This is a genomic window from Bradyrhizobium sp. KZN70725 (assembly GCF_055264925.1).
Map to the genome: position 1 here is coordinate 46,814 of NZ_JBUYWT010000027.1, position 25,723 is coordinate 72,536.

Below are 25,723 nucleotides of genomic sequence, written 5' to 3' on the forward strand. Positions count from 1 at the left end.
CGAAGACCGTCCTGATCTGCTCGTGTGAAGACACGATGCGCCTTGACGTGGCCGCGATCCAGCGTGGATGTCCCAACTGCGAGATCAGGAGCCATCGTCATCTCTGCGGCGCCGAGCTCGAAGATTTCCGCAACGCCGCGAAAGCCGACGGCCCGCTGACCGTCGCCTGCACGCAGCAGGCCGGCCAGTTCACCAATGAGATGGGCGAACGCGCCGGCCCGATCAGCTTCGTCAACATCCGCGAGACGGCGGGCTGGTCGCGCGACGGCGCGAAGGCGGGCCCGAAGATGGCGGCGCTGCTTGCAGCGGCGGCGGTTCCCGCGCCGGACTATCCGCTGGTCACATTGTCGAGCGATGGCATCATCCTGATCTATGGGCGCGACGAGACCGCGATCGAGGCTGGCCGGCTGCTGGCGGACCATCTCGACGTCACGGTCATGCTCAGGAAGCCGGCGGACGTCGTGCCGCCTGCCGCGGCCGTGTTCCCGATCGTGCAGGGCACGATCCGCAATGCGCGGGGGCACGTTGGCGGCTTCGAGCTCGCGATCGACGACTACGCGCAGCCACGCCCGTCCTCGCGCGCCCGCTTCGAGTTCGAAGCCCCGCGCAACGGCGCGATCTCGCGCTGCGATCTCGTGCTCGACCTCTCCGGCGAGCCGCCTCTGTTTCCCGCACACGATCTGCGAGACGGCTATCTCCGCGCGGATCCGAGAGATCCCGCGGCCATGCTGCGTGCGGTGCTCGCCGCCCGCGATCTCGTCGGAAGCTTCGACAAGCCGAGATATGTCGACTTCACACCCAGCCTCTGCGCGCATTCCCGCTCGAAGCTGATCGGATGCCATCGCTGCCTCGATTTGTGTCCGACCGGCGCGATCACGCCGGACGGCGACCATGTCGCAGTCAACGCGGAGGTGTGCGCAGGCTGCGGGCAATGTGCGGCCGCCTGCCCCACCGGAGCGGCATCCTACGCGCTGCCACCCGCCGATACCCAGTTGCAGATCCTCCGCGCCATGTTGCGCGCCTATCGCGAGGCCGGCGGCACACATCCGGTCCTGCTGCTGCATGACAGCCAGCACGGCACGCCGCTGATCGATGCGCTCGCCCGCCATGGCGACGGATTGCCGGCCAATGTGCTTCCCCTCGCCGTCAACGAGCTGACGCAGGTCGGCCTGGAAGCCATCATCGGCGCCTTCGCCTATGGCGCGGCTGCCGTGCGGCTCCTGCTGCGCGCCAAGCCACGACACGACGTGACCGGATCGTTGCTGACGATCCGGATGGCCGAGACCATTCTCGCCGGACTCGGATTTGACGGCCGCCGCGTGAGCACGATCGAAACCGACGATCCCGACACTCTGGCCGAGCAACTGACGGGGATTGGCCCCCTCGCCGGCCTCGAAAATCCCGCGACTTTCTTGACGGTCGGCAAACGCGGCGATCTGCTTCGCTTCGGCTTAAGCGAACTGCATCGCCTCGCCCCCAAGCCGGTTGACGTGATCGCCTTGCCTGAGGGTGCACCTATCGGTGCGATCACCGTCGACGTCGCCGGTTGCACGCTGTGCCTGTCCTGCGTTTCGGCCTGCCCAACCGGCGCGCTCCGCGCCGATCCCGACCGCCCTGTCCTCAAATTCGTGGAGGACGCCTGCGTGCAGTGCGGTTTGTGTCAGAGCACCTGTCCTGAAAAAGTCATCAGGCTCGCCCCGCAGATCGATTTCCGGGCAAGACGCGCGCCGGCGCGGGTGATCAAGGAAGAAGAACCTGCCCTGTGTATTCGCTGTGGCACGCCGTTCGGCGTCAAGAGCACGATCGATCGGATCGCGACCAAACTCGAGGGACGGCATTGGATGTACCCTGCCGGGGACCGTCAGACCGAGGCCTTGCGGATGTGCGCCGATTGCCGGGTCATTGTCATGAGCGAACAGCAGTTCGATCCGATCCAGGACGTGCCGGAACGCGCGCCGCCACGAACGACGGATGACTACCTGCGTCAACGCGAGAACAAGGACTAGCCGCATGCCTCGATTCATGAAGGTTCTGTCGACGTGCCTTGTCACCACCGCCCTTGGCGGCACAGCCGTCGAGGCCGCCGCCCTTACCAAAGCCGAAAGGGTTGCACTCAAGCAGGCGGTGGTCGCCTGCAAGGCCGAGGCGAAGGGCAAGAAGATCAAGTGGCTGTCCCGCCGCAAATACGTCAACCAGTGCGTCGTGGCGGCGCTCAAGGAACATCCCAGCATTAGTATCGCCCGCATGCTCAAGGAGAACCCGGAGCTGACGAAAATTCCGGTGGAGCAATGGCCGGGGTATTAAAGTCTCATATCGCGGCTTGACGCCTTCGCTTGAGTATGCGCAAGGCGGCTAGCGCCAACTCGGGCTATTTCGACGTCGCACGCGCCAGGAAGTCCGTGAGCGCGCGGCGATCTTCGGCCGAGCCGATCTGCTGCTCCGGCATCTTCGTGCCGGGCGTATAGGCGTTCGGCCCGATCTCGAACAATTTTGAGACGGTCTCCGGCGTCCAGACGATGTCCATCGTCTTGAGTGCGTCGGAGAAGCGATAGCCCGGCAGCGAGGCGATCCTCCGACCGAACAGTCCGGCAAGGGTGGGACCGGCGCGCTGCACCTCCGTCTCCGACAATGTGTGGCAGGCGACGCAGGCCCTGAAGATTTCGGCACCGTGGTCGTCGGCATAGGCGGCGAGCGGGTCCCTCGGCGTGCCCACCACGTTCGATCCGGCCGCCGCGCCAGTCAGTGCATTCCAGCGCCTGATCTTGCCGTCGGCGCCGCCGGTCAGGAGCGTCACGCCATCGGGCAGGAATGCCACCGACCAAACCGGCCCGCCCAGCCCGGCGAGCGTGCGCAGCACGCTGCGCGCCTGGCGATCGACGATCGCCACCGTGCCGTCAATGGCCGCCGCGGCGATCAAGGCGCCGTCATGCGAGACTGCCAAGGCGACGATCGGAGTGGCGCCGGCCGTGACCTCGCCGCTTGCCTTGCCGTCGGCCGTCATCATGCGCAGCTTGCCGTCCGCTGCGCCGGTGACGATTTCGCCGTCAGGCGAGATGGCCACGGCATTCAGCGGCAACGGCACCGTGACGACCTCGGCGCTGCCGTCCGGCAGGCGCCAGATCCGCACCGTCAGATCGTAGCCCACGCTCACCAGCGACTGTCCGTCGGGGGCAAAGGCCACGCCATTCACGTTTTGCGAGTGACCTTGCAGCACGCGCGAGCCCCCGTCGGACAACGACGAGAGCCGCACGGTATGGTCCCACGAGGCGGATGCGAGCTTGGATGCATCGGGCGAAACGGCGAGCCCGACGATGGGTCCCGTATGGTCCGCGAAAACCCGGTCCGGCTGCGGCCGGCCCGACGTCCAGATGGCAATCCGGCCATCCGCACCCGCCGTTGCCATTCTTCCATCGCCGAGGAAGGCGACCGCGTTCACCGCACCCGAATGGAAGCGAAGGACCTGATCCGCGGACTCGGTTGCCAGCGACCATCGGATTGCCGCAGTGTCGAAGCTGCCCGACAGAACCGTCCTGCCATCGCCTGAAACGGCGATCGCGCGGACAGGTCCGCCGTGTCCGGCCAATTGCGCTTGCGCGGGTTGCAGCGCAAGAAGCAGCGATGCTGTTACAAGGAACGTGGCGAGACGCAAAATCAAATCCATGGCCGTCGGAGACACTCGCAGCGCAGCCCCCAAGCCATTCTGCCCGTTTTTGCTGCCCGGCCAAAGTGCTCCCCTGCCGTCCATCGGCCCCGCCGGCGATCATTCTGGAAATCTGGCGTGTCCATGGGCGACGGGCTTGGCCCTTGGCAACAACGTGCCCATTTCACCAGTAATCAACAAGGGAGCTCGTATTCGGTTTGGGGTGCGACAAGCGGCGCCTTGAAGAGCGGCCCACGCGGTCGCAGTCTTGGTAAAGGCGCCTCACAATCGAGGTCGAACATGCAAATACATCCGAAAGCATATCTGCAGTTCATCTCGCGCATTTGGCATTCTCGCGTGTTGCCGCCGCGGGATCGCAATCCCACCAGCCGGGACGCGTCGCCACTGCTCATCTACATCGCTGCGGTGTTGGCGCTGCTACTGGCAATTCTGATAGTCGATCGCCACGGTGCGCCGTTTCAATTCCCAGAACATGTCGGCGATCCCGCTGAGATCAACCCGATCTTCATGAGTTTTTGAAACACAGCGCGCGACGGGGGCTGCGCAAGCGAACAAGCCGTCCGACGCGTCGCGCTGTTCAACGCCAGACGATTTCCAGCCCGCTCATCCCGAACCGAATGCGTTCGGATGCGACGGCACCATTCTCTCTATTGCTGAGTTCCCCTCGGAAACACCAGCGATCGATCGTCGAAATCTTCAACCGGCAGCTTGTCTTGTTCTTGCACAGCGGGCATCCCTGCCACCGATGTGTGGCTCACGGACGATGGATGCGATCTCGGGACATTCGTCGCAGCCAGAAAAAGCGCGAGGGCGGTCAGGCCGGCGATCATCAGGAGCTTCATGCGAACCTCCGTTGGTTCTGGGAGAGTCCTGACTAGTGCAGGACTCGACATCCCCCTGTGAGATCGCTCACAACTCTCCTTTTGTTGATCAGCGCTGGAGCCGATGCGCTCCGGCTCCAGCCCCTTCCCAACCCGCCCATGGCAAATCTTTCGGGCGCGGCCACAAGCCGCCTTCGGACCAGGATTCGGATTCATCGGGCGACAACGGATCCGCGCCACCGCCGGTCCGTGCGGGATCGACGTTGAGCCATCGGCGCAATTCGAGCTTGCCGATCTGGTTGCGGTGGACCTCGTCGGGGCCGTCGGCCAGTCGCAACAAGCGCGTCGTCGCGAGCGCTGCCGAAAGGAAATGGTCGTTGTTGGTGCCGCCTCCCCCGAACGCCTGGATCGCCCAGTCAACAATGGTCTGCGCCATGTTCGGCGCGACGACCTTGATCATCGCGATTTCCTGCCGCGCTGCCTTGTTGCCGACCGTGTCCATCATGTAGGCAGCTCTGAGCGTCAGCAGCCGCGCCTGGTCGATCTTCATGCGCGCTTCGGCCACCCGCTCGAGCGTCACGGTTTGCTCGGCGAGAGGCTTGCCGAAGGCGACGCGTTTCAGCGCGCGCCGGCACATGCGCTCGAGCACGCGCTCGGAGAGGCCGATCAGCCGCATGCAATGATGAATGCGTCCGGGCCCGAGCCGACCCTGCGCGATCTCGAACCCACGCCCCTCGCCGAGCAGCATGTTGGCGGCCAGCACGCGTACATTGGTGAATATCACCTCGGATGCACGATCCGGGACGCCGTAGAAGCCGAGCACGGGCAGCGAACGGACGACATGCACGCCGGGCGTCTCCTTCGGCACGAGGATCATCGACTGACGCTTGTGACGATCCGGATTCTGCGGATCGGTCTGCCCCATGAAGATGATGATCTTGCATCGCGGATCGGTGGCGCCGGTGGTGTACCATTTGCGACCGTTGATCACGTAATCGTCGCCATCACGGACGATCGAGCTGGCCACATTGGTCGCGTCGGACGAGGCAACGTCGGGCTCCGTCATCGCAAAGGAAGAACGGATCTCGCCGGCCAGCAAGGGCTTCAGCCAGCGTTCCTTCTGCGCCTCCGTTCCGTAGCGCAGGATGGTCTCCATGTTGCCCGTGTCAGGGGCGCTGCAATTGAAGACCTCGGGAGCAAGATGCGAACGTCCCATGATCTCGCACAGCGGGGCATATTCGAGATTGGTCAGCCCGTCCTCGTGAGCGGGTAGAAACAGGTTCCACAGGCCGGCCTGTTGTGCGAGCGGCTTCAGTTCCTCGACAACCGGGTGCACAGCCCAGGGCCCGAGCCGCTCGGCCTCCTGATAGTATCGGCGCTCATTCGGATAGATGTGCTCCATCATGAAGCGCTGGAGACGCGCGGCCAGTTGCTGGCTGCGCTCGCTTTGGGTGATATCCATGTAGATTCTCCTTACCGGCCGCGTAGGCCGTCCCTGAGCGTGTTTCGGGTGATTTTTCCGGATTCCGTCTTCGGCAGATCGTCCAGCACGCGAATGTCGACCGGGCACTTGTAGGCCGCCAGTCGCTCGCGGCAGAAGCGCGAGAGCGCGGCAACATCGATCACGGTGCCGGGTTGAGCGGAGACGAAGGCGACCACCGTCTCGCCGCGATAGGGATCGGCGGCGCCGACGACGGCTGCTTCGCGCACGCCCGGAAAGCCATAGATCACGTCTTCGACTTCGCGCGGCCAGACCTTGAAGCCGGAGGCGGAGATCATGTCCTTCTTGCGGTCCACGAGGTAGAACCAGCCGCTCTCGTCAAAGAAGCCGACGTCGCCGCTATGCAGCCAGCCGTTGGTCAGCACCTCGTCGGTTTCCGCCGGCTTCCTCCAGTAGCCGGCCATCACACCTGAGCCACGCACAACCACCTCGCCATGCGCGCCGGGTCCGAGCGGGCGGCGCTCGTCGTCGACGACGATCGCATCGACGCCCGAAGTCGGCCTGCCGATCGACAGCGCGCCTGAGTCGGGATCGACCGGAATCCGACCTTCGTTGGGCGCAAGATGGCTTGCAGAGGTCAGTTCGGTCATTCCATAGGAACTGCGGATCGCCCGTCCAAACCGTTTCGCAAAGGCATCGATGACCGAGGGCGCGATCGGCGCGCCGCCGGAATAGATATGTACGAAGCTCTCGAAATGCCGGCTCGTTGCGTCAGCCTGGTTCATCAGCGCGATGTACGCGGTGATGGCACCGACGATGAATGTCGGCCGCCATTCAAGGAAGGCATCGAGCGCGACCTGGGGCTGGAAGCGATAGGTCAGCACCATCGCTGCACGCGCGGCAAACGCCGCGACCATCTGGATTTCAAAGCCGGTGATGTGGAACAGCGGCGCGACCCCAAAGATGCACGACGTGCCGTTCAATTCGAAATGATCGCAACAGATCAACGCGGTCGCCACCAGATTGCGATGCGTGAGCATGGCGCCCTTTGGAACGCCCGTGGTTCCGGAGGTATACAAGAGAAGGGCGATGTCGTCGGACGTCAGAACCGGTGCCGGTGGTGCGGCTGCATTTTCGGCGAAAACCGTCGCCAGCGCCCGGGCCTGCGGAGCTGCGCCCGGCACCGGCAGCACCCGGACATCGTTTCGCAGCTGGAATTCCCGAGCGCCGGTCCAGAACACCAGCTCGGAATCGACCGAACCGGCGGCCAGGAAAACGTTCTCCCATTGATCGTCGTGGCAGATCACCGCCTTCGGCTCGCAATCCCCGAACAGCTTGCGAAGCTCTGGCGTGCGGTACATCGGGTTGAGGCTGACGACGATGGCCCCGACCTTCCAGGCCGCTACGCTGACGATGACGAACTGCGGCACATTCTGAAGAATGACGGCGACCCGATCGCCGCGCCCGACTCCTTTTTGCGCGAAGCGGGCGGCGAGCCGGTCGCTGAGCCGATCGATATCGGCATAGGTCTGCGTCGCATCGAAATAGAACACGGCCGGCGCCTCGCGCGGCGCGGCTCGAAACAGATCAAGCGCCGTCCGCCTTCCGGGATCGGGCGGAGCGACCGGTTCCCCGAGCCGCGCGCGCAGCCGGCCCGCGGCTTCCTCGTAAGCGCGTGCACGCGACACGGAATCCAGGTCGACAGTCATCGCCGCTTGCCACCACTGTCGCAACGATGGCAGCCCCGTCCGGGCCGGCGGCCGCTACAGCCCGCCGCCACCTGGCGCAGCAGGAACCGTGGCAAAAGGCGTTCGCCGCCACTACTCATTGGCACTTTTTCCTCGATAGACCGAGCCGAGACGCGCATGCGGAAGCGCGGCACGGCTTGCAAGGGGCGGCTGGGCCGCCCCACTCTCTTTTGCTTGAATGACAACGCGCGTGCGCCGGATGTGGAGACGCACCAACACCTGTGCAGCTTCGACATCGCGCGCCCGGATCGCGTCCATGATCAGGACATGCTGGGGATCGGAGAACGGAAACCCGTCCTTGGCATAGGTCTCGCTCACAAACTGTCGCCGGAAATGCTGCGTGCTGTTCCAGAAGCGTTCGACCATCGCGAGCAGTTGCGGCATCCGCGCCCGCGAATAGGTCCGTAGATGAAACTCCCGATCAAGCTGGATGTACTCCTCGAGCGTGGTGACCTGCTCAAGTTCGCGCACAATGCGGTCAAGCGTCTCGATATCCTCGTCGGTCAGATTTGGAACGCTTTCGCCGATGGCAAGCGGCTCGACCGCTTCACGGATCTTGTAGATCTCGATCGATTCTTCCGAATTGACGTCCGCAATCCAGGCGCCACGGTTCGGCGCCATCACGACGAGCCCCTCGTTCTCGAGCTGCTTCAGCGCCTCGCGCACGGGAATGCGGCTGGCTCCGAAATGGGCCGCAAGAAGCTCCTGCCGAATCCGCGTGCCTGGCCGCATCTCGCCGCTCAGCACCGCGCTGCGAATCTCGCTTGCGATCCTCTCGCTCATCAGGCGACGGGACTCTGGATCGTCCTCATTGCCGTCCCGCGTCATGTCCTTCCAATGGGGAGGCCGCTGATAAGGACTCATGAAAGGCCCTCCTTCAATGAATGGCCGCGTACATGATCTTGTCCTCGGTCGCATCAGCCCGTGCCATTTCCTCGACGATACGTCCGCCGCGAGCGACCAGGATCCGATCCGAGATAGCCAGAATCTCCGGCAGATAGGAAGAAATAACGACAACCGCCTTGTTCTCGCGCGCCAGCCTGCGAATCGCCTCGTGAATTTGTGGAATGGCGCTCACATCGACACCGCGCGTCGGTTCGTCGAAGATGACCACCGTAGGCTCCTGGGCCAGAGACTTTCCCACCACGACTTTCTGCTGGTTGCCGCCGGAATATTCGACAATCTTCAGCGTCCGCTTCAATGCAGAGATCGAGAGCGCCGAGATCCATTGATCGGCGATCCGCTTCATCTCGCGCGCGGAGTAAAGGAACCGCTTGACGCGCGGCGACGACAGATAGCCAAGATAGATATTCTGATCCACCGTCATCGTCTCGAAGAAGCCGTCGACCTTGCGGTCCTCGGTGATGTAGGCGATTCCGTCGCGCACCGCCTGCCGCGGCACCCGGTAGCGGACCGGCTTGTCCCGCAGATAGATCATCCCGCCGCGCAGGAAGTTGCGCTTGCGGGCGCCGCTGACGATCTGCGCGATCTCGGAGCGGCCTGCCCCGACCAGCCCGAAGATCCCGACCACTTCGCCGTTGAACACCGAGAACGACATGTTCTTGACGATGCTGCCCATCGTCACGTTCTCGACCGAAAGCACCTTCTCACCGCGGGAGGCATGCGGCTTCGGCGCATCCGGATCAGCCCCGTGGGTCGCGTACTGCGCTGCCGTTTCCTCACGGCCAACCATCATCCGCACCAGGGCGTCACGCGTGACGTCCTTCGCCGGTACGGTGGCGACCAGCTTGCCATCGCGCAGCACGGTGATGCGATCCGCGATGTTCAATGCCTCTTCCAGAGCATGCGAGATGAAGATGATCCCGGCGCCCTTCTCCTTCAGGGTGTTGAGAAGATGGAACAGGTGCTGGGTCTCTTCAGGGGTCAGCGATGCGGTCGGCTCATCGAAGATGAAGACCTGGGCGTTGTGGCGAACCGCACGCACGATCTCGACCATCTGCCGCTTGGCCGTTCCGAGATTCTCCACCAGCACCAGCGGGTCGACGTTGAAGTTCATCGATTGCAGCGACTGGGTCGCGGCGATGTTGATCTTGCTGTAGACCGTGACCCATTTCTCCATGCCGAGTTCAAGGTTCTGCGCCACCGTCATGGAGGGGACCAGGCTGGATTCCTGGTAGACCATCGCCACCCCACCCTCGAGCGCTTCCTTTGGCGACGCGAACGAGACCTTGCGCCCCTGGATCAGGTAGTCGCCGGAGGTCAGCACGATCGCACCGGCAATCGCCTTGCAGAGCGTCGATTTCCCCGCGCCGTTTTCTCCCAGCAGCGCGTGAATTTCGCCCGGCCGCAGATCGAAATTGACACCATCGATGGCGTGCAGGCCGCCATAGACCTTGCTGCCATTGACGATCTGAAGCAGCGGGGTCCCTGCCTGTTGTTCGGCCGCCATGGCGTTCATCCTTCTTGCATGCCGCGACCAGGCGGCAGTTCGACGAGCCAATCGCGCCCCTTGGACACCGCCAGCACACGCGAGCCGACCGGGCGGACGGCGGTGATTCCATGAACCCGACCATCGACGCGGCTGTGCAGCGTCTCGGTCGCCGCGCCCCTGGCGTCGAGCCGGGCGACGAGGCCATAGGAACGCGGCGGGGCCCACGGCTTCTGGATACCGAGTTTCTTGATGCGGCCGATCTGGGTCGGTTCGCGCGGATTGAGGCGGCCATCCAGCGCCGGCCCGATCCAAAGCTCAGGTGGCACCGTCCGCATCATCTCTTCGCAGAATGTCCGCTCGCGCAGGACGAATTCGGTCAATTGCGTGCGCAGCGCGAGAAAGGCCATCCAGACCTCACCGTTCGCGCCTCGGGCAAGACGCGCCGGATAGCCGGTATGATTCTTGACGATCACGCGCCTGTCGTCACCCGCGCGTGAAAAGGCGGTCAAGCGATGGGTCCAGGATTCGGCGACCCAGACCTCCTTGCCGTCGCCGGATACGACCAAGCCGAGCGGCCATGCGAGCTTGTCCGCGCGCACGCTCGCACTGCCGAGCGAGGAATTGCAGGCGATGAGCCGGCCCGAGGGGGCGCGGTTCTGCATCAGGTCGGTCAGCCATTGCTCTGGCCGATTGTTTCGCGAGCCGTCGGTCAGGTAGATCGCCCCGTCCGGCGCGACCGTCACCGACAGCGGACAGGCAATCTTCTCGCCGCCGACGCTTTCGAGCTTGCCGATGACCTCGCCAGCCGGCGAAAGCGCCACCAGCCCCACGCCGGAGACGCAGGCGAGCAGCCTGCCGTCCGGCGTGCAGGCAAGCCCGCCGACTGGGCCGTCGAGTGTCGCGAACGCCGCGCGCGTGTTGAAGTCGTCTCCCGTGCAACGCAGGACGCGGTTGCCGGTCGAGACGTAGAGCGCACCGTCCTGCCCGAGCGCGATGTCGTCCGGCCGCTCGATCTCGTCGCCGAGCTGGCGGGCCTGATCGAGCCGCTGGTTCGGGGAGAAGGCGCCGTCGAGCACCGGAATGCCGTGAATTTCCCGGTTCGGGGACAGCACGCGATCGATGATATCGCCAAGCAGAGACATGGCTCAGGCCCCTCCCCAATAGGACTTGTGCGCTTCCCAGGTCGGGTCGGCGTCCTGCAGGCGGATGCGGCCGATGCGGTTGTTCTCCAGACCCCCGATATAGAGATGGCCCTTGTGTTCACGGACCGACGTGATGGTCGGATGCGAAAGCCCGCCTGGATCCCAGAGCGATTCCGTCACCACGCCGTTGTCGTCGAACTTGACCACGCAGCCATAGTTGATGCCGGGACACAGCCACTCGTCCGGCGGGATTTGCTTGACCATGCGGGTGCGCAAAACAGGGTTTCGCATCGCAAGGTCGTAGACCGGCGTGCGCAGGCCGACGAAGGCGAGCCAGTACTTGCCGTCGGAGGCGCGGTTGATGTTGTCGCAATAGCCCGGAAGGTTGTCGATCAGGATTTCGCTGGTGCCCGCCTTCGGGCCGGCGATCCAGAAGCGGTTGATCTGGCATAGCCAGGTGCTGGCCCACAGCACCGACCGACCGTCATGCGAGATGCAGATGCCATTCGGGAACGTCAGGTTCTTGAGGACCGTCCTGGTGATCCCGGTTTTCGGATCGTGGCAGATCAGCCGGCCGTTGCCGCGTCCCTCGAAGCCGTCGAGCGCCCAGTCGGTCAGTTCATAGCGGGTCGAGGCCTCGCTGAAATAGATCTTGCCGTCGGGCGCGACGTCGAGATCGTCAGCGAGATAGAGCCGCGAATCGTCCTTGAGGCGCGTACGCGTGCGCGTGGTGCGGTCGGTGACCTTGAAGACCGAGCGATCGGGCTTCACGCCGTAAACGCCCATGCCCGCGATGCACACGAGGAGGTTCTGATCCCGATCGAACGCCAACCCGAGCGGCCGGCCGCCGATGCGCGCGAACTCCTCGCGCACGGTATAGTCAGGTGCGAGAAAGCGGATGATCGAGCCATTGCGGTTGACGGTGTAGAGGTTGTCCTTGCGGTCAAGGATGATGTCTTCCGGGCCCTCGATCATGTTGAGCGCGATCGCTTCCGCGTTCTTCAGGCGGTCGTTCTCCGCGAACGGCGTGCCGCTGCCCCGCTCGACCGACGGCGGCGGCTCGAAATCAACCCAGCTTGGGGTGACGTAGACCTTTTGCAGCACCTTGCCCTTGTTCTTGACCCACTTCACGTTGAAGCCGACCGCGAGCAGCAGGATGATGCCGATGATGGCGGTCGTCAGGTTGCCGGAGATGCCGAGCCGGACCATGCCGCTGGTGAGCATGAAGATGATCGCCGCGCCCATGACGGCGCGCGCGATGGTGCCGCGGCCGCCGGACAGGCTGATGCCGCCGAGCACCACCGCGGCCAGCGCGTTGATCTCCCAGCCGACGCCGGTGTCGGTGCCGGAGCTGCTCTGCCGCGCGGCATAGAGGATTCCCGCCAGCGCCGCGATCGCGCCCGACATCACATAGGCCGAGAACAGCACGCGCTTGACGTTGACGCCGGCGTGGCGGGCCGCCTTGCGGCTCGACCCGACCGCCATGATGTGGACGCCGGGCTTGATGCGGGTGAGGAAGAAGTGGGTTCCGACCGCAAGCAGGATCAGCACCAGCATGTTGAAGGGAATGCCGAGAACCCTCCCCGAGCCCATGAAGTCCCACGTACTGGACCCGCTGTCGATGCTCGCGAGTTCGTTCGTGAACGCAACCGTCACCTTGTTGTAGGCGGCGCGGACGATGATGAGGACGACGAGCGTCGTCAGGAACGGCCGGGTCTTGCCGTAGGCAATCAGGCCGCCGTTGATCGCGCCCATCGCCGCACCGAACAGGACCACAAGCACGATCATCACGGGCAGCGGCAGCCCGAGGATGAGATACAGATAGAGCGCGAGGAAGTTCGACATCGCGAACACCGCGCCGACCGACAGGTCGATGCCGCCCGACAGCACGGAGAAGGCCATCGCGACCGCGACCATGCCCTGCTCCGCGAAATTCCGCATCAGTTCCTGCAGGCTGCCCGCCGTCAGGTAGCGCGGGATCATGATCGCGAAGGCCAGGAAAACCGCGATCGTCAGCGTGAATGGAATGATCGGCTCCATCCAGCGCTTCTCAAGCAGTTCGCCCAGGAACAACTGGGGCGAATGGCGGTGCCAGGCTCGTTGCAGGCTCTTCATCAACAGACTCCGGCGGGCTCGGCGCAGCAGCGGCCGAACGGCGGGACGACGCGGGGGATTGGGATCGACAGCTCCGGCCTGCCCGCGCCGCGGTGGGCGCGGGCGCCGGAACGACTTACTTCGCGCCCTTCGGGATGCTGAAGCAGTACATGCGATCGTCCTTCGACTTCACCCAGGCGGGGGTCGTGTAATAGGCGATGTTCTTCGCGCCCGGCTTGTCGCCGCTCTGCAACAGCGCAATCACCGCGTCGGCGATGGTCTGGCCCTGCACGTCGGCGCGATACGACAGGTTCGCGGAGAACGCGCCTTGCTCGAGCAGATCGCAATCCGCAGGCTGGCCGTCGCTGGCGACGAACACCTTCACCTTGTCGCCCATGTTGGCCGCCTTGATCGCCTGCGCCGCGCCCGCGGTTTGCGGTCCCCAGACGCTGAGGATCCCGCACAGCTTGGGATGCTGCTGCAACACGGTTGTCGTGATGTCGCCGGCCTTGTTGGCGTCCCAGCTGGTCGGCTGCGACGATACGACCTTGATCGACGGGTCGGTCTTGAACACCTCCATCGCGCCATTCTTCATGTCGAGCGAATAGGCCGCGGTCGCCTCACCTTCGAGGATCGCAACCTCGCCGGAGCCCTTGCCGCCGCCACACTGATTGATGACCTCGCGCGCGATCTTGGTGCCGAGATCCTTGGCATCGACGCCGACATAGGCGTCGGTCAGGGTGTTCGATGCCATGTTGACCTGCACGACATAGATGCCCGCGTCCATCGCACGCTTCAGCTCCTTGGCGAGCAGCGTGACGTTCGGATTTTGCACCACGATCACATCGGGCTTGTCGTTGATATAGTCGCTGACGGTCTGAAGCTGGATGTCGGACTTCATGTTGGCGTCGCGGGTGACGAGCTTGATGCCGTAATCGTCGAAACGATCCTTCATCACGCGCGTCCATTCGGATTCCAGAACGCCCATCCAGACCGGCGACCAGGCCACCGTCTTGCCCTTGAGCGACTTGTCGAATTTCTCGCGCAGCTGGTCGCGCGGCCCGGCCGCCTGCGATGGCGCCGCCACCAGCGCGGCGGTTGCCACCATCGCCGCCAGCCCGATGCCGGCAAACGCCCTCCTGTGCACAGCTTTCGTCATGTCAATTCCTCCCCTGTTATGTCGGCCGACTGTTGCGGCCCGTTGGTTGATGCAGAGCTTTAATCGCCCTGCTTCGACGTCTCCTCGTCGCGCGGATGCAGCCGGGAATCGAGCAGGATCGCGATCAGCAGCACGACACCCTTGACGATGTTCTGGGTCTGCACGTCCATGTCCATGATGGTCATGCCGTTCAGCAGCACGCCGATCAGCAGCGTTCCGGCGATGACGCTCATCACGTTGCCGCGGCCGCCGACGAGGCTGACGCCGCCGAGCACCACAACCATGATGACGTCGAAAATGATCGTCGATTCCGCGACCTGGAGATGCATCAGCGCCGTCTGCGCGACCATCACGACACCGCCGACATACCCGATCGCGGCGCACAGCGCGTACTCGATCATGGTCAGCGGGCGGGTCGGCAGACCGGTCTGACGCGCGGCGTCGGGATTGTCGCCATGGGCATAGACGAAGCGCCCGATCACGGTGCGCGACAGGAAAAGATGCACCACGACCGCGGTGGCCGCGAAGATCAGGATCGAGATCGGAACGCCGCCCCAGATGTTGCCGCCGAGCCGCAGGAATTCGTCATGCCCCTTGGAAAGATAGACGACATAGTGCTGCACCGCTGTGGTGCGCACGATCCCCAGCACCGCAAGGCTCGACGCCAGCGTCGTCAGCAACGGCGGCATCTCGATCACCGAGATCAGAAACCCGTTCAGGATGCCGATGGCGATCGCCATCACGAAGCCGATCAGCAGCGCGACCGGCGTCGCGTAGCCCGAGTTCATCAGAATGATCGCGATCGCGGTGGAAGCGGCAAAGGAGGCGACTTGCGACAGATCGAGTCCACGTCCGATCACGACCACGGCCATGCCGAGCGCGAGAATGCCGAGTATCGAAATGTTGCGCGCCAGCGCGAACAGATTGCCCAGCGTCAGGAAGCCCTTCAGGAAGATCGAAAAAATGACGATCAGGACCGCGCACATCACCAGCACGGCCGTCGTCTGCGTCAATTTCGCCCCGCGCGCGCCCGAACTGCCGGTCACCGGGTCCTCCCAGGATTGATTTTATTGTGAGCGGAAATTGAACAGAATGTATCCAGATGTCAATCTCCGTATCCAAATTTTGGACAGCGGCTATTTGACCGGAGGATATATTCACACCTGAAACCCTCCATAACTATCTATATCTACATGGATATATGTATGTTCTGGCGTCCGCGATCGAAGCGCATTTTCCGAGTTCGATCGGTCCTTTTGAAGCCGACATTGCTTTATTGGATACATTCGGCTTGAGAGCCTGTCCCTAAGGTCAACTGGTCCTCATAGCGCCGTCACCCGCGGCGACGGAACGAAGCCGACGACGTTGCGGCAATCGCTCCTGGCCAAGGCCTGAAGATCGTGGCGAAAGAGAATGCCGAGACCGAGCTTTGACGCTGCCTTTCGCCCATCGAAGCCGCGCCAGGTGGAAGCCCGAGCGAACTGACGGCCGGTTTGAATTCTGTCTCGGCGCGCCCATATGCGTGACAGGTTCGCAAACACTGACGGTACCAGATTTGTCCGAGCAACTGTCGATGTTCGATGCGCCCGCCGCAGGACCGGCGGGTCTGCACTACGCGCCGGATTTCATCTCCAAAGCGGCCGAGGGCGAACTCATCCGCCACATCCGGGCACTTCCGCTTGCCCCCTTCCAGTTCGGACAGTTCGAAGGCAAGCGCCGCGTGGCTTCGTTCGGTTACCGGTACGACTATGGGTCGCGCCGACTGGAATGTGCCGAACCGATCCCGTCCTGGTTAAACGGCATCGTCGCCGCGATCCAATCCTTCGGCGGCGTGTCGACCGAGATCGGGCAGATCCTGTGCACCGAGTATGATTGCGGCGTCGGTATCGGCTGGCACCGCGACAAGCCGCATTTCGACAGGATTTTCGGACTGTCCCTGGGATCCGCATGCAAGTTCCGCTTTCGTCGTCGGACGGAAAACGGATGGGAGCGGTTCACGCTCGATGCGGCGCCCCGATCACTCTATCTGATGGCCGGTGATGCACGGCAGATATGGGAGCACAGCATTGCGCCGGTCGAGGCCCCCAGATACTCGATCACCTTTCGAACCATGGTCGAAACGGCGCGGGGCGCCAAAGCGTCGCGATGACCTAGGATTGCCGGTTCCAGCGCTCCGCTGCGCATCGCCGCATCAACCCTGATCGAGCGCTACTTCGATCCGATCGGAAGACGCAATCCTGAGCGGAAGGTGCGACCAACGCCGCGCGAATGGTTGATGGGACGGGGGCGGACGAACTTGGGAAGTTCGTCCGCCGAGAGATCGCGCGTCCCCGGAGTGTCGATCGCGGGGAACGCAGCGGGCGTCTCACGCCGCTTTCGCAGCAGCCTTGTCGGCCGGTGCCGTTTCCATGGCGCGCATATAGAGATCGAGCAGCGATTCGCGCTCGTCGCGCTCATCCTGATCCTGCTTTCGCAGTTTGACGATCTCCTTGAGGATCTTCACGTCGAAACCCTCACCCTTGGCTTCCGAAAAAACTTCCTTCTTCTGCTCGTTCAGTTCCTGCAGTTCAGCGTCCAGATTCTCGATCCGCTCGATGAAGGAACGAATTTTTCCGCCGGGAATGGTGATGTCAGACATGGTGCCTCTTTGTTGAATGAGGCGGTGAAAATGAAAGCAAAGTGATAACCAATGTCTTAAGCTTCATCGGTTCCTGTAGCGCATCTATCCTGCGGCTTGCCGCGGTATTTCAGAACGCGATCCAGCTGATCACGGCCGCGGCCGACGTCCAGAGCGTCCATCCAAGGCCAAGCAGGGACATCACCGCGGCCGCCATTGCTACGGCCAGCAGCAGACCATCTTCCTGCAGGTAAGCGATCGCGATCAGGACGACCACAATCCCGGGAATGACATTGACCAGAGGCAGGGGCCAGCCCGCCAACAGACCCAGCAGGAACACGACCAACCCAACAAGCCGGTCAGTCACGTCATGGCGCGCGTTCCAGCGCGGCCGGCTGATGCTCTCGATCGCGCGCAGCAGCGGGCCCGCCCTGACGGTGAACCGCTTGAATCGCTTGAAGTCGAACGGCCGCTTCGACAGGAAGCGAGGAAAAGATGGAGCACTGTGCCCCAACATCATCTCGACCGCCGGAAACAGGAGGGCCAGCGTCGCAATTGTGGCCACGCCGGGGACGATCACAAGCAGCCCCAGCAACAGCAGGAGCAGCCCGAACGAGCGCCTGTCCAGATGGCTGAGGAGCCATTCGAGGTCGACGGGGCCGTCAGGTGCTTGCGCGACGAGTTCTTCGAGGAGCTGGGAAGTACGGGTAGGCGCTGAGCGGGGAACGGGCAAATGAAGCATTACCCGGTAACATGGTCGAACTCCGTATCGATTGCAACGAATGCCAGAGGCGCCTAGGAAGCATTGATGGACAACGATTCCGACCAGGCGTGGCACGGCCATGCGCCGAACAGCCCCCTGCCCGCCGGTCGCCGCCGCTGGCCGTGGTTTCTTCTGATCGTCGTTGTCGCCCTTGTCGGCGCCGGCGGCGTCTACACTTGGCCTGAAGTCGCGGCGTTGGTCCCCGCCATAAGCCACGAATCGTCCGGCGGGGCGACGACGACGAGCGACAAGGAGGCATTGCCAACTCTCCTCGCGGCCCAGCAGAAGCTCGAGGAAGACCTCGCCGCACTCGATCGGTCGGTAGCCGACGGGCAGGCGCAGTTGAAGGCCATTACCGACCAGTTGGCGGTCCTGACCTCGAAGGTCGAAGAGTTGCAGCATCTGCCCCCGCCGGCAGCGCCGCCGCCACCCGTTACGGCCGAGGTGCCGCGTGCCCCGATCGCGCCAACTACCCCGCAGCCGAGAAAGCCGCCGCCTCGGGCCGCCAGGCCTTCAGGTCCCGTTTCGATTGGCGGCGCACCGCTCAATGCCGCGCCCGGCAGCATGGCCCGTTGAGCTCAGAAATGCCCCAAACTGCATTCCGATTTTTGGCTTGGGGTTTGATCCTGGGCCTCTTCATCGTCACCGATACGACGCTGGCATTTCGTCCCCACACGTTGATATCGCCAAACGCCGATCGCTTTGCCGCGCTCTTCGTTGTCGGAGCCGTCTTTTCGCTCGCCTATCCGAAGCATGTCCTGCCGATCCTGCTGGCACTGCTCGCCGTCATCGTCGGCTTCGAACTCATTCAAAAGCTGCTCGCCGGCAGGCATGGCTACATAAAAGACATATTCGTCAAAGGTGCCGGCTGCTGCGCAGGCGTTGTCGCCGCCAATGCCCTGAGACGCGCGCTTTCAGCGATGTCCAAGCCGACAGGTACCTCCTGACGTCCTGCGCCGCCTTTGCCCTGTTCGACGTTGGCGCAGAGGCACGTGTCGGCAACCTTCGGTCCAATCCATCATCAAACCTGCCTTGGCACGTGCAAGTCCGCTATTCAAATTGGACCGGCTCGGATCCGGGATAGGAATGAGCGACGAACTCGCAGAACGCGCGAGCCGCCGGAGAAAGCTTCGCCTTGTCCTTCCAGGCAAGCCCGACATCCATGGTGTGGACGTCGTCATCGAGCGTCTTGAGATCGATGCGATGTCCTTCGAGCGACCAGGGACGGTAGACCATGTCGGACAGGATTGTAATTCCCATGCCGGTTGCGACCATGCTGCGAACCGCTTCGACCGACAGGGTCCGGAAGATGACGTTCGGCACGTACGCCGTATGCTGCCAGTAACGCATCGCGGAGCGTTCGGCTTCATCGACGGTCAACATCAGATAGGGCTCGCTCACCAGGTCCGCCAGCTTGATGCTGTCCTTGCGAAGCAACGGATGATTGACGCAAGTCCACAAGCGACGCGGCGAGCGCAACAAGAGCCGCGAGCGAATGGAGTCCCGGTCATGCAAGTTCGCAACCAGCATGATGGCCGCATCGACGCTACCGCTGATCAAGCTCTGCTCGATCGCGTCGCGCGGAAACTCGTGGAGACGCACCGTGATGCCCGGGAATGATCGCCAGAAGCGCGACAACAAAGGCGGCAAGAAATATCCGGCGATGGTGTAGCTGACGGCGACATCGACGGTGCCGTCCACCTGCATGCCCCAGCGATGCGGCCCGCGTATCGCATCCGATACGCTGGCCTCGATGGCGCGGGCACGCTGCAAGAACTCCCGTCCGTCAAAGGTCAGCGTCACGCCGTTCGAGTGACGGTCGAACAGCTTGTGGCCGAGCTCGGCCTCGAGCGCCTTGATGGACGCGGTGACCGCAGACTGCGTCACGCTGAGCGCCGCCGCGGCAGCCGAAACGCGCCCGGTCTCGGCGGTTGCGATGAAATGCCGAACCTGACGGAACGTCAGAGACATAAAAATTTCCGATATCAGCGAACGATATTTCGAATTTTACAATCCCCCGGCGGACCGGAAAAATCAATCCATCGGTTCGCGAGTGAGAGGCATTGAGGTCATGTCCGATGGTTTGGAGTTGGTCGCTCGCGATATCAGCGTCCAATTCGAAGGCCTGAAGGCGCTGTCCAACGTGACCTTGACCGTACCGCGGGGACGTATCGCCGGACTGATTGGTCCGAACGGAGCCGGCAAGACCACCCTTATTAATGTGCTGACGGGTTTCCAGCCGGTTGGCGCCGGAACCGTGGAACTGGAAGGCGAGACGCTGAGTGGCATTGCAGCGCACAAGTTGCGTCGCAAAGGCGTGGCGCGAACCTTCCAGTCGGGCCGACTTTTCCGCGACCTGCCGGTGATGGACAACCTTGAGGTCACCGGCGTCGGCCTGGGCCAATCCCGTCCGGAGGCGATCGGTGAAGCCGAGCGCGTCATGGCTTGGCTCGGCATTTCGCATCTGTCCAACACCATCGCCGGCGCCCTGCCCTATACCGACGAGCGCCGCGTCGCGATCGGCCGCGCCATCATGTGCACACCGCGCTATCTGCTGCTCGACGAACCGGCGGCAGGAATGTCGGAGCATGAGAGCCACGAACTTGCCGCCATCATCCGGCGGATCGCGGGCGAGCTCAATGTCGGGGTGCTGCTGATCGAGCACAATATCGGCCTCGTGCTCGAGCTCTGCGAGCGCATCTACGTCCTCGATTCCGGCGAAGTCATCGAAGCTGGCCCGCCCGCTCAGATCCGTGACAGCGACGCGGTCAGGCACGCCTATATGGGCACGCAGCGCGACGAGCTGCTTCCGGTCGCCGCCGAAGAGGCCGTCGCGTCATGACGCTGCTTGCCGTCGACGACATCACCGTCAGCTATGGCCGCCTGACGGCTCTCCGCGGCCTGACGCTGAAGATCGATGAAGGCGAAATCCTGTTCGTGACCGGCCCGAACGGCGCCGGCAAGTCGACCTTGCTCAACGCCATCGCAGGCGTCGTGCCACCGGGCTCCGGGTCCATCATGATCGATGGCGCAAAGATCACGGGTGCCGCACCCGAAGACATCGCCCGGCGCGGATTCTCCCTGGTTCCCGAGGGACGCAATGTCTTTGGCGCGCTGACGATCGAGGAGAATCTGAAGGTCGGAACCGGCATGCGCACCGACCGCAAGAAGATCGCCGACGACCTGGATCAGGTCTACGAGGAATTCCCGATGCTGGCCGAGCGCCGCCACACCCCGGCGGGCATGCTCTCCGGCGGCCAGCAGCAGATGCTCGTCATTGGCCGCGCCTTGATGGCCGCGCCCCGCATCATGGCGATCGACGAGCCGTCGCTCGGCCTTGCGCCAAAGATCATCGACCAGATCTACGAGATCCTGGTGCGGCTGCGGACGCAGCGCAAGCTCACCCTCCTGATCGTCGAGCAGAGCTCGACACGCGCCATGATGACGGGCGGACGGATGGTCCTGATCCGCGGCGGCCGCATCGTGCTCGAGGGCCCAGCGGCCGATATGGTCAGGGATGATCGTCTGAAGCAGTCCTATTTCGGCTTCGGAGATCATTGAGATGCGCGAGTTGCTCCAGATCATCTTCGATGCCCTCAGCCTCGGCAGCCTCTACGCCCTTGGCGCGCTCGGTATCGCCCTGATCTTCGGCGTGATGCGGCTCGTCAACTTCGCGCACGGCGATTTCATCGCGTTTTGCGTCTTCGCCATGCTGTGGCCGTCGATCGATGCGGCGGCGATCGTCTTTGCCGGGCAGCTACCGTTCTATCTGCTGATCCCGCTGCTGCTCTTGATCGGCGCCGCGCTGTCGATCCTGTCGGAGATCGTCGTCTTCCGCCGCTTCCGCAATGCCAATCCGGCGACGATGATGATCGCATCCTTCGCACTCGGCTTCGTGATCCGGCATCTCCTGCTGATGCTGTTTTCCAGCCGGCCGAAGTCGATCACGCTGTGGCCGAGCCTCGGCCTGCCGGTCGAATTCCTCGGCGCTCACATCCCGATGCTCCAGGTCGTGACCATCATCATCACGCTGGCCGTGCTGGTGGTCCTCGTCCTGTTCCTCAAGCGCACGCGCTACGGGCTCGAGATGCGCGCGGCCGCCGACAATTTCACCATGGCGCGCATGCTCGGGGTCCGCGCCAACGGCGTGATCCTGCTGGCCTTCGCCATCAGCGGCATGCTGGCGGCGGCGATCGGCCTGATCCTGGCGACCAATTCCGGCACCGCCGACATCGGCATGGGCGCCAACGTGATGCTGATCGCGTTCATCGCGACCGTGATCGGCGGCCTCGGCAGCATTCCCGGCGCCGTTGCCGCCGGCTTCCTGATCGGTGCGGCCAGCGTCGTGTTCCAGGCGACTCTGCCGCATGACGCCAGGGTATTCCGCGACGCCTTCGTCTACGGCGCCGTCATCGTCGTCCTTCTGGTGCGGCCGCAGGGCCTGTTCGCACCGAAATCCGCCAAGCAGAGGGTCTGATCGATGTCGCAGCGGCCGTCCGTCATCCGGCAAACGATCATCACGCCGATCGTGCTGATCGTGGCGCTGCTCATCATGGCGGCCCTCTCCTATCAATTCGGTAGCCGGGCCTTCAACCGCACCGTGGTCGAGATGTTCATCAACATCATGGTGGTGGTCGGGCTCTACGTCTTCGTCGGCAATTCGGGCCTGCTGTCGTTCGGCCATATCAGCTTCATGTGCCTCGGCGCCTATATGACCGCCTGGCTCACGATTCCGCCGGTGATGAAGTCGATCACGCTCAAGGGCCTGCCGGCATGGCTGCTCCACGCGCAACTGCCGATGTGGGTAGCGACGCCGATATCCGGACTGTTTGCGGCACTGTTCGCGCTGATCGTCGGGCGTGTCATCATGCGCCTTTCGGGCATCGCCGCCTCGATCGCGACCTTCGGCCTGCTCGGCGTCATCAACAATGTCTATTCGAACTGGGATTCGGTGACGGGCGGACAGGGTTCGATCGTCGGCATTCCGCCCACCATGAATGTCTGGACCGGATGGATCGGCGGCGCCGTGGCCATCGCGATCGCCTATCTCTACTCGATTTCGCGCTCCGGACTGGCACTTCGCGCCACGCGAGACGAAGCGGTCGCGGCCAGCGCCTCCGGCATCGACATCGTCCGCGAACGGCTGATCGCCTTCGTCGTCAGCGCCTTCATCATCGGGCTCGCCGGCGCGCTCTACGCGCATTTCCTGAGCATCGTCAATCCCGGCGCATTCTATCTGCGGACGACGTTCATCACGCTGTCGATGCTGGTGGTCGGCGGCATGTACAGCCTCAGCGGAGCCGTCTCGGGCGTGGTCGCGATCTCCGTGTTGATCGAGCTGTTCCGCAATCTCGAGAAGGGCATCAGCCTCGGCGGTCACACCGTCGGCCTGCCGAACGGTGTCCAGGAAATCGCGATCGGCATCATCACCATCGCGATCCTGATGTACTTGCCGACGGGACTGACCCGCAACCAGGAATTCTCCTGGCGTCGATGGCCGTTGCAGCGCCGCCTGACGCCACCGGTCCAGACCGCGCTGAAGGAACTGCACTGACGCTTGTTTGTACAATTGGAGGAGTGGGGATATGCGCTTTACGACATTACTCAGCATCTTGGCCGGAGCATCCGCGCTCTGGTTCACGCCTGCCCGGGCAGCCAACGAGATCGTTGTTGGGTTTGCGACCGCGGCATCCGGATTCATGCAAGCCTACGACAAGCCGGCGCAGGACGCGGCACTGATCCGGATCGAGGAGATCAACAAGGCCGGCGGCCTGCTCGGCAAGAAGATCAAGCCCGTCTTTGCCGACACCAAGACCGATCAGGCCGAGGGTGCCAAGGCCGGCCTTGCGGTGCTCGACCAGGGTGCCGACCTCGTCATCGTCTCCTGCGACTACGATTTCGGCGCGCCCGCGGCGCTGCAGGCGCAGGCTGCCGGCAAGGTTTCCTTCTTCCTCTGCGCCGAATCGATCAAGGCCGGCATCCCCGGCGTCGGCCCGTTCTCGTTCTCGGCCTCGGTGCTGGCACCGGTGCAGGGAGCGACCATGTCGGAATGGGCTTACACCAAGAAGAACGCACGCAGCTTCTATCGGCTGCTCGACAGCTGGACCGTCTACAACAAGGGCATCTGCGACGGCTTCGACTGGATGCTGCCGCGCCTCAAGGAGGCCAAGCTGGTCGGCAGCGACACCTTCAAGAACGACGATGCCTCGATCGCCTCGCAGATCACGCGCATCAAGAGCCTGCCGAAGGAGCCTGACGCAATCATGCTCTGCACGATGATGCCGGGCGCTGTCTCCGCCATCAAGCAGATCCGCGCCGCCGGCATCAAGTCGATGATCCTCAACGGGTCGGGTGTCGACGGCAGCTACTGGATGAACGCCGTTCCTGACCTCTCGAACTTCTACGTCCCGGTGCAGGGCTCGGTCTATGGCGACGATCCGAACCCGAAGGTCAACGAGTTCAACAAGAAGTACAAGGAGGTCACCGGCGGTGACCCCTCCAGCCAGTACGTCTATCCGGGTTACGTCCTGATCGACGTCTGGGCCAAGGCGGTCGAACGCGCCAAATCGACCGATGCGGCAGCCGTCGTGGCCGAGCTCGAGAAGATGAACAACGAGTCCACGCTGTTCGGGCCGCGCACCTTCACCAAGGACATCCACCACCAGAACCAGGGTCGCTACCTGATCGTCGACACCGAGGCCGGCAAGCCGCAGGTGATCGACCAGTGGACGATCTCGGAAAAGATCCCGCTCGACTATCTGGTGTCCAAGTAACCCGGCAATGCGCCGCCCTGGGTGCGCCAGTCATACCCGGGGCGGCCTTCGCCGGTCATATGCAAAGCCAGTTGGAAGGAAATCAGGAGATGGTCGTGATCAACTGCGACATGGGCGAGGCCTACGGCCTCTACAAGATGGGCGACGACAAGGCATTGATGCCTCATATCGACGTCGCGAACGTCGCCTGCGGCTTTCATGCCTCCGACTTCAATCACATGCGCAAGACCGTGCAGCTTGCCAAGCAATTTGGCGTCAAGGTCGGGGCGCACCCGTCGCTGCCCGATCTGCAGGGATTTGGTCGCCGGGAGATGAAGATCGACCGCGAGGAGCTGGCCAATTGCCTGCTCTATCAGATCGGCGCACTCAAGGCCTTCCTGGATGCCGAAGGCATGGCGCTCAATCACATCAAGCCGCACGGCGCACTTTACGGCATGGCATCGCGCAACGAGGAGATCGCCGAAGCCGTGGCTGATGCCGCTGACGTCTACAAGGTGCCGTTGCTCGGCATGAAGGGAACGTTGCACGAGAAGGTCTACGAGCGGCGCGGTCATGCCTTCGTCGCCGAATACTATGCCGACCTCGACTACAATGCCGACGGCAGCCTGATCATCACCCGCGAGCACGAGGCGAAGGATCCGGCCGACGCCGCAACCCGATGCGCAAGGGCGGTCAATGAAGGCAAGACGCGCACGGTGGCCGGAAACGACATCGTGGTCGGCTCCGATTCGATCTGCATCCACTCCGACACGCCGAACGCCGTCGCCATCGCCGAAGCCGTCCGCGAGGCGGTGCGCCCCTATCTCACCGCGCGCTGAACCGTCACGGCAACGAACCAAAGACTCTCAAGAGGAAACAATGGCAACGCAGCAGATCTTCTCGCCGCTCCCAGGCATCTTTTATCGCAAGCCCGCACCCGACAAGCCGGTCTACAAGAACGACGGCGACGCCGTCGCCGAGAGCGACACGATCGGGCTTATCGAGGTGATGAAATCGTTCAACGAGGTGAAAGCCGGCATCGCCGGCAAGATCGTCCGCTTCCTGGCCGAGAATGAAGATGCCGTGATGGCCGGCCAGCCGATCGCCGAAATCGACGTTTAGGGCTCTTCGAC

Annotated in this window: 26 protein-coding genes; 13 read left to right on the forward strand and 13 right to left on the reverse strand. The window is 63.4% G+C overall.

The window, feature by feature from the left end:
- Nucleotides 1-35: 35 nt before the first annotated feature.
- Together ACZBJS_RS24175 and ACZBJS_RS24180 are read left to right on the forward strand one after the other, a co-directional pair.
- A complete protein-coding gene (locus ACZBJS_RS24175; RefSeq protein ID WP_463439377.1) occupies nucleotides 36-2,006 on the forward strand; it encodes a 4Fe-4S binding protein in 1,971 nt (656 codons plus the stop codon).
- A gap of 4 nt (nucleotides 2,007-2,010) precedes the next feature.
- Nucleotides 2,011-2,304: a hypothetical protein gene (locus ACZBJS_RS24180; protein WP_310884908.1), complete on the forward strand. Its 294-nt coding sequence runs from the start codon at nucleotides 2,011-2,013 to the stop codon at nucleotides 2,302-2,304.
- 64 nt (nucleotides 2,305-2,368) lie between these two features.
- Here the strand turns inward: ACZBJS_RS24180 and ACZBJS_RS24185 are convergent, their stop codons facing one another.
- On the reverse strand, nucleotides 2,369-3,661 hold the full coding sequence (locus tag ACZBJS_RS24185) for a c-type cytochrome (RefSeq protein ID WP_463439399.1): 1,293 nt from the start codon (nucleotides 3,659-3,661) through the stop codon (nucleotides 2,369-2,371).
- Between the two features lie 117 nt (nucleotides 3,662-3,778).
- Here ACZBJS_RS24185 and ACZBJS_RS24190 point away from each other — a divergent pair, with 117 nt between their 5' ends.
- Nucleotides 3,779-4,180, forward strand: coding sequence for a hypothetical protein (locus ACZBJS_RS24190; protein ID WP_225646077.1), 402 nt, complete (start codon nucleotides 3,779-3,781; stop codon nucleotides 4,178-4,180).
- Between the two features lie 128 nt (nucleotides 4,181-4,308).
- On the opposite strand, the gene ACZBJS_RS24195 is transcribed toward ACZBJS_RS24190, so the two are convergent.
- From ACZBJS_RS24195 to ACZBJS_RS24235, 9 genes are all read right to left on the reverse strand, one after another.
- Nucleotides 4,309-4,503, reverse strand: a complete 195-nt coding sequence (locus tag ACZBJS_RS24195) for a hypothetical protein (protein WP_057017127.1) — start codon at nucleotides 4,501-4,503, stop codon at nucleotides 4,309-4,311.
- Nucleotides 4,504-4,591: 88 nt separating this feature from the next.
- Complete coding sequence (locus ACZBJS_RS24200; RefSeq protein ID WP_463439378.1) at nucleotides 4,592-5,944, reverse strand: acyl-CoA dehydrogenase family protein; 1,353 nt, start codon at nucleotides 5,942-5,944, stop codon at nucleotides 4,592-4,594.
- 11 nt (nucleotides 5,945-5,955) lie between these two features.
- On the reverse strand, nucleotides 5,956-7,632 hold the full coding sequence (locus ACZBJS_RS24205) for an AMP-binding protein (protein ID WP_463439379.1): 1,677 nt from the start codon (nucleotides 7,630-7,632) through the stop codon (nucleotides 5,956-5,958).
- A 111-nt stretch (nucleotides 7,633-7,743) separates the two neighbouring features.
- Nucleotides 7,744-8,499, reverse strand: coding sequence for a GntR family transcriptional regulator (locus tag ACZBJS_RS24210; RefSeq protein ID WP_028345041.1), 756 nt, complete (start codon nucleotides 8,497-8,499; stop codon nucleotides 7,744-7,746).
- Nucleotides 8,500-8,548: 49 nt separating this feature from the next.
- Nucleotides 8,549-10,090 (reverse strand): sugar ABC transporter ATP-binding protein, encoded by a 1,542-nt coding sequence (locus tag ACZBJS_RS24215; RefSeq protein ID WP_463439400.1) that lies wholly within the window; start codon nucleotides 10,088-10,090, stop codon nucleotides 8,549-8,551.
- Complete coding sequence (locus tag ACZBJS_RS24220) at nucleotides 10,087-11,205, reverse strand: SMP-30/gluconolactonase/LRE family protein (RefSeq protein ID WP_463439380.1); 1,119 nt, start codon at nucleotides 11,203-11,205, stop codon at nucleotides 10,087-10,089. Before ACZBJS_RS24220 ends, ACZBJS_RS24215 begins: the two co-directional genes overlap by 4 nt.
- Before the next feature lie 3 nt (nucleotides 11,206-11,208).
- Nucleotides 11,209-13,320, reverse strand: coding sequence for an ABC transporter permease (locus tag ACZBJS_RS24225; RefSeq protein WP_463439381.1), 2,112 nt, complete (start codon nucleotides 13,318-13,320; stop codon nucleotides 11,209-11,211).
- Between the two features lie 115 nt (nucleotides 13,321-13,435).
- Nucleotides 13,436-14,458, reverse strand: coding sequence for a sugar ABC transporter substrate-binding protein (locus ACZBJS_RS24230; protein ID WP_028334112.1), 1,023 nt, complete (start codon nucleotides 14,456-14,458; stop codon nucleotides 13,436-13,438).
- Between the two features lie 59 nt (nucleotides 14,459-14,517).
- Nucleotides 14,518-15,504, reverse strand: coding sequence for an ABC transporter permease (locus tag ACZBJS_RS24235; protein ID WP_057017121.1), 987 nt, complete (start codon nucleotides 15,502-15,504; stop codon nucleotides 14,518-14,520).
- A 509-nt stretch (nucleotides 15,505-16,013) separates the two neighbouring features.
- Here ACZBJS_RS24235 and ACZBJS_RS24240 point away from each other — a divergent pair.
- Nucleotides 16,014-16,607 (forward strand): alpha-ketoglutarate-dependent dioxygenase AlkB, encoded by a 594-nt coding sequence (locus tag ACZBJS_RS24240; protein WP_463439382.1) that lies wholly within the window; start codon nucleotides 16,014-16,016, stop codon nucleotides 16,605-16,607.
- Nucleotides 16,608-16,823: 216 nt separating this feature from the next.
- On the opposite strand, the gene ACZBJS_RS24245 is transcribed toward ACZBJS_RS24240, so the two are convergent.
- Both ACZBJS_RS24245 and ACZBJS_RS24250 read right to left on the reverse strand, forming a co-directional pair.
- Nucleotides 16,824-17,096, reverse strand: coding sequence for a DUF2312 domain-containing protein (locus tag ACZBJS_RS24245; protein ID WP_016842183.1), 273 nt, complete (start codon nucleotides 17,094-17,096; stop codon nucleotides 16,824-16,826).
- Between the two features lie 109 nt (nucleotides 17,097-17,205).
- Complete coding sequence (locus ACZBJS_RS24250) at nucleotides 17,206-17,817, reverse strand: exopolysaccharide biosynthesis protein (protein ID WP_463439383.1); 612 nt, start codon at nucleotides 17,815-17,817, stop codon at nucleotides 17,206-17,208.
- Nucleotides 17,818-17,883: 66 nt separating this feature from the next.
- On the opposite strand from ACZBJS_RS24250, the gene ACZBJS_RS24255 reads away from it, so the two are divergent.
- Together ACZBJS_RS24255 and ACZBJS_RS24260 are read left to right on the forward strand one after the other, a co-directional pair.
- Nucleotides 17,884-18,414, forward strand: coding sequence for a hypothetical protein (locus tag ACZBJS_RS24255; protein ID WP_463439384.1), 531 nt, complete (start codon nucleotides 17,884-17,886; stop codon nucleotides 18,412-18,414).
- Between the two features lie 8 nt (nucleotides 18,415-18,422).
- Nucleotides 18,423-18,785, forward strand: coding sequence for a hypothetical protein (locus tag ACZBJS_RS24260; RefSeq protein WP_063790083.1), 363 nt, complete (start codon nucleotides 18,423-18,425; stop codon nucleotides 18,783-18,785).
- A 103-nt stretch (nucleotides 18,786-18,888) separates the two neighbouring features.
- Here ACZBJS_RS24260 and ACZBJS_RS24265 read toward each other — a convergent pair whose 3' ends face one another.
- Nucleotides 18,889-19,809: a LysR substrate-binding domain-containing protein gene (locus ACZBJS_RS24265; RefSeq protein WP_057017118.1), complete on the reverse strand. Its 921-nt coding sequence runs from the start codon at nucleotides 19,807-19,809 to the stop codon at nucleotides 18,889-18,891.
- A 100-nt stretch (nucleotides 19,810-19,909) separates the two neighbouring features.
- Between ACZBJS_RS24265 and ACZBJS_RS24270 the strand changes: the two genes are divergently transcribed.
- The 7 genes from ACZBJS_RS24270 to ACZBJS_RS24300 all read left to right on the forward strand — a co-directional run bounded on the left by ACZBJS_RS24270 (nucleotide 19,910) and on the right by ACZBJS_RS24300 (nucleotide 25,712).
- Nucleotides 19,910-20,680: an ABC transporter ATP-binding protein gene (locus ACZBJS_RS24270; protein ID WP_253624002.1), complete on the forward strand. Its 771-nt coding sequence runs from the start codon at nucleotides 19,910-19,912 to the stop codon at nucleotides 20,678-20,680.
- Nucleotides 20,677-21,399, forward strand: coding sequence for an ABC transporter ATP-binding protein (locus ACZBJS_RS24275; RefSeq protein ID WP_463439385.1), 723 nt, complete (start codon nucleotides 20,677-20,679; stop codon nucleotides 21,397-21,399). Before ACZBJS_RS24270 ends, ACZBJS_RS24275 begins: the two co-directional genes overlap by 4 nt.
- Before the next feature lies 1 nt (nucleotide 21,400).
- Nucleotides 21,401-22,315: a branched-chain amino acid ABC transporter permease gene (locus ACZBJS_RS24280; RefSeq protein ID WP_057017115.1), complete on the forward strand. Its 915-nt coding sequence runs from the start codon at nucleotides 21,401-21,403 to the stop codon at nucleotides 22,313-22,315.
- A gap of 3 nt (nucleotides 22,316-22,318) precedes the next feature.
- On the forward strand, nucleotides 22,319-23,392 hold the full coding sequence (locus ACZBJS_RS24285) for a branched-chain amino acid ABC transporter permease (protein ID WP_016846056.1): 1,074 nt from the start codon (nucleotides 22,319-22,321) through the stop codon (nucleotides 23,390-23,392).
- Between the two features lie 31 nt (nucleotides 23,393-23,423).
- A complete protein-coding gene (locus ACZBJS_RS24290) occupies nucleotides 23,424-24,611 on the forward strand; it encodes an ABC transporter substrate-binding protein (RefSeq protein WP_028345052.1) in 1,188 nt (395 codons plus the stop codon).
- 89 nt (nucleotides 24,612-24,700) lie between these two features.
- The gene (pxpA, locus tag ACZBJS_RS24295; RefSeq protein ID WP_463439386.1) at nucleotides 24,701-25,429 is read left to right on the forward strand and encodes a 5-oxoprolinase subunit PxpA; all 729 of its coding nucleotides are present in this window, start codon (nucleotides 24,701-24,703) and stop codon (nucleotides 25,427-25,429) included.
- Nucleotides 25,430-25,469: 40 nt separating this feature from the next.
- Nucleotides 25,470-25,712: an acetyl-CoA carboxylase gene (locus tag ACZBJS_RS24300; protein ID WP_018270951.1), complete on the forward strand. Its 243-nt coding sequence runs from the start codon at nucleotides 25,470-25,472 to the stop codon at nucleotides 25,710-25,712.
- Nucleotides 25,713-25,723 lie beyond the last annotated feature (11 nt).

Coding starts and splice junctions, on each gene's coding strand:
- ACZBJS_RS24175 (WP_463439377.1), top strand. CDS start 36: ATGCGCCTTGACGTGGCCGCGATCCAGCGTGGATGTCCCAACTGCGAG.
- ACZBJS_RS24180 (WP_310884908.1), top strand. CDS start 2,011: ATGCCTCGATTCATGAAGGTTCTGTCGACGTGCCTTGTCACCACCGCC.
- ACZBJS_RS24185 (WP_463439399.1), bottom strand. CDS start 3,661: ATGGATTTGATTTTGCGTCTCGCCACGTTCCTTGTAACAGCATCGCTG.
- ACZBJS_RS24195 (WP_057017127.1), bottom strand. CDS start 4,503: ATGAAGCTCCTGATGATCGCCGGCCTGACCGCCCTCGCGCTTTTTCTG.
- ACZBJS_RS24200 (WP_463439378.1), bottom strand. CDS start 5,944: ATGGATATCACCCAAAGCGAGCGCAGCCAGCAACTGGCCGCGCGTCTC.
- ACZBJS_RS24205 (WP_463439379.1), bottom strand. CDS start 7,632: ATGACTGTCGACCTGGATTCCGTGTCGCGTGCACGCGCTTACGAGGAA.
- ACZBJS_RS24210 (WP_028345041.1), bottom strand. CDS start 8,499: ATGACGCGGGACGGCAATGAGGACGATCCAGAGTCCCGTCGCCTGATG.
- ACZBJS_RS24215 (WP_463439400.1), bottom strand. CDS start 10,090: ATGAACGCCATGGCGGCCGAACAACAGGCAGGGACCCCGCTGCTTCAG.
- ACZBJS_RS24220 (WP_463439380.1), bottom strand. CDS start 11,205: ATGTCTCTGCTTGGCGATATCATCGATCGCGTGCTGTCCCCGAACCGG.
- ACZBJS_RS24225 (WP_463439381.1), bottom strand. CDS start 13,320: ATGAAGAGCCTGCAACGAGCCTGGCACCGCCATTCGCCCCAGTTGTTC.
- ACZBJS_RS24230 (WP_028334112.1), bottom strand. CDS start 14,458: ATGACGAAAGCTGTGCACAGGAGGGCGTTTGCCGGCATCGGGCTGGCG.
- ACZBJS_RS24245 (WP_016842183.1), bottom strand. CDS start 17,096: ATGTCTGACATCACCATTCCCGGCGGAAAAATTCGTTCCTTCATCGAG.
- ACZBJS_RS24250 (WP_463439383.1), bottom strand. CDS start 17,817: ATGCTTCATTTGCCCGTTCCCCGCTCAGCGCCTACCCGTACTTCCCAG.
- ACZBJS_RS24255 (WP_463439384.1), top strand. CDS start 17,884: ATGGACAACGATTCCGACCAGGCGTGGCACGGCCATGCGCCGAACAGC.
- ACZBJS_RS24260 (WP_063790083.1), top strand. CDS start 18,423: ATGCCCCAAACTGCATTCCGATTTTTGGCTTGGGGTTTGATCCTGGGC.
- ACZBJS_RS24265 (WP_057017118.1), bottom strand. CDS start 19,809: ATGTCTCTGACGTTCCGTCAGGTTCGGCATTTCATCGCAACCGCCGAG.
- ACZBJS_RS24270 (WP_253624002.1), top strand. CDS start 19,910: ATGTCCGATGGTTTGGAGTTGGTCGCTCGCGATATCAGCGTCCAATTC.
- ACZBJS_RS24275 (WP_463439385.1), top strand. CDS start 20,677: ATGACGCTGCTTGCCGTCGACGACATCACCGTCAGCTATGGCCGCCTG.
- ACZBJS_RS24280 (WP_057017115.1), top strand. CDS start 21,401: ATGCGCGAGTTGCTCCAGATCATCTTCGATGCCCTCAGCCTCGGCAGC.
- ACZBJS_RS24285 (WP_016846056.1), top strand. CDS start 22,319: ATGTCGCAGCGGCCGTCCGTCATCCGGCAAACGATCATCACGCCGATC.
- ACZBJS_RS24290 (WP_028345052.1), top strand. CDS start 23,424: ATGCGCTTTACGACATTACTCAGCATCTTGGCCGGAGCATCCGCGCTC.
- pxpA (WP_463439386.1), top strand. CDS start 24,701: ATGGTCGTGATCAACTGCGACATGGGCGAGGCCTACGGCCTCTACAAG.
- ACZBJS_RS24300 (WP_018270951.1), top strand. CDS start 25,470: ATGGCAACGCAGCAGATCTTCTCGCCGCTCCCAGGCATCTTTTATCGC.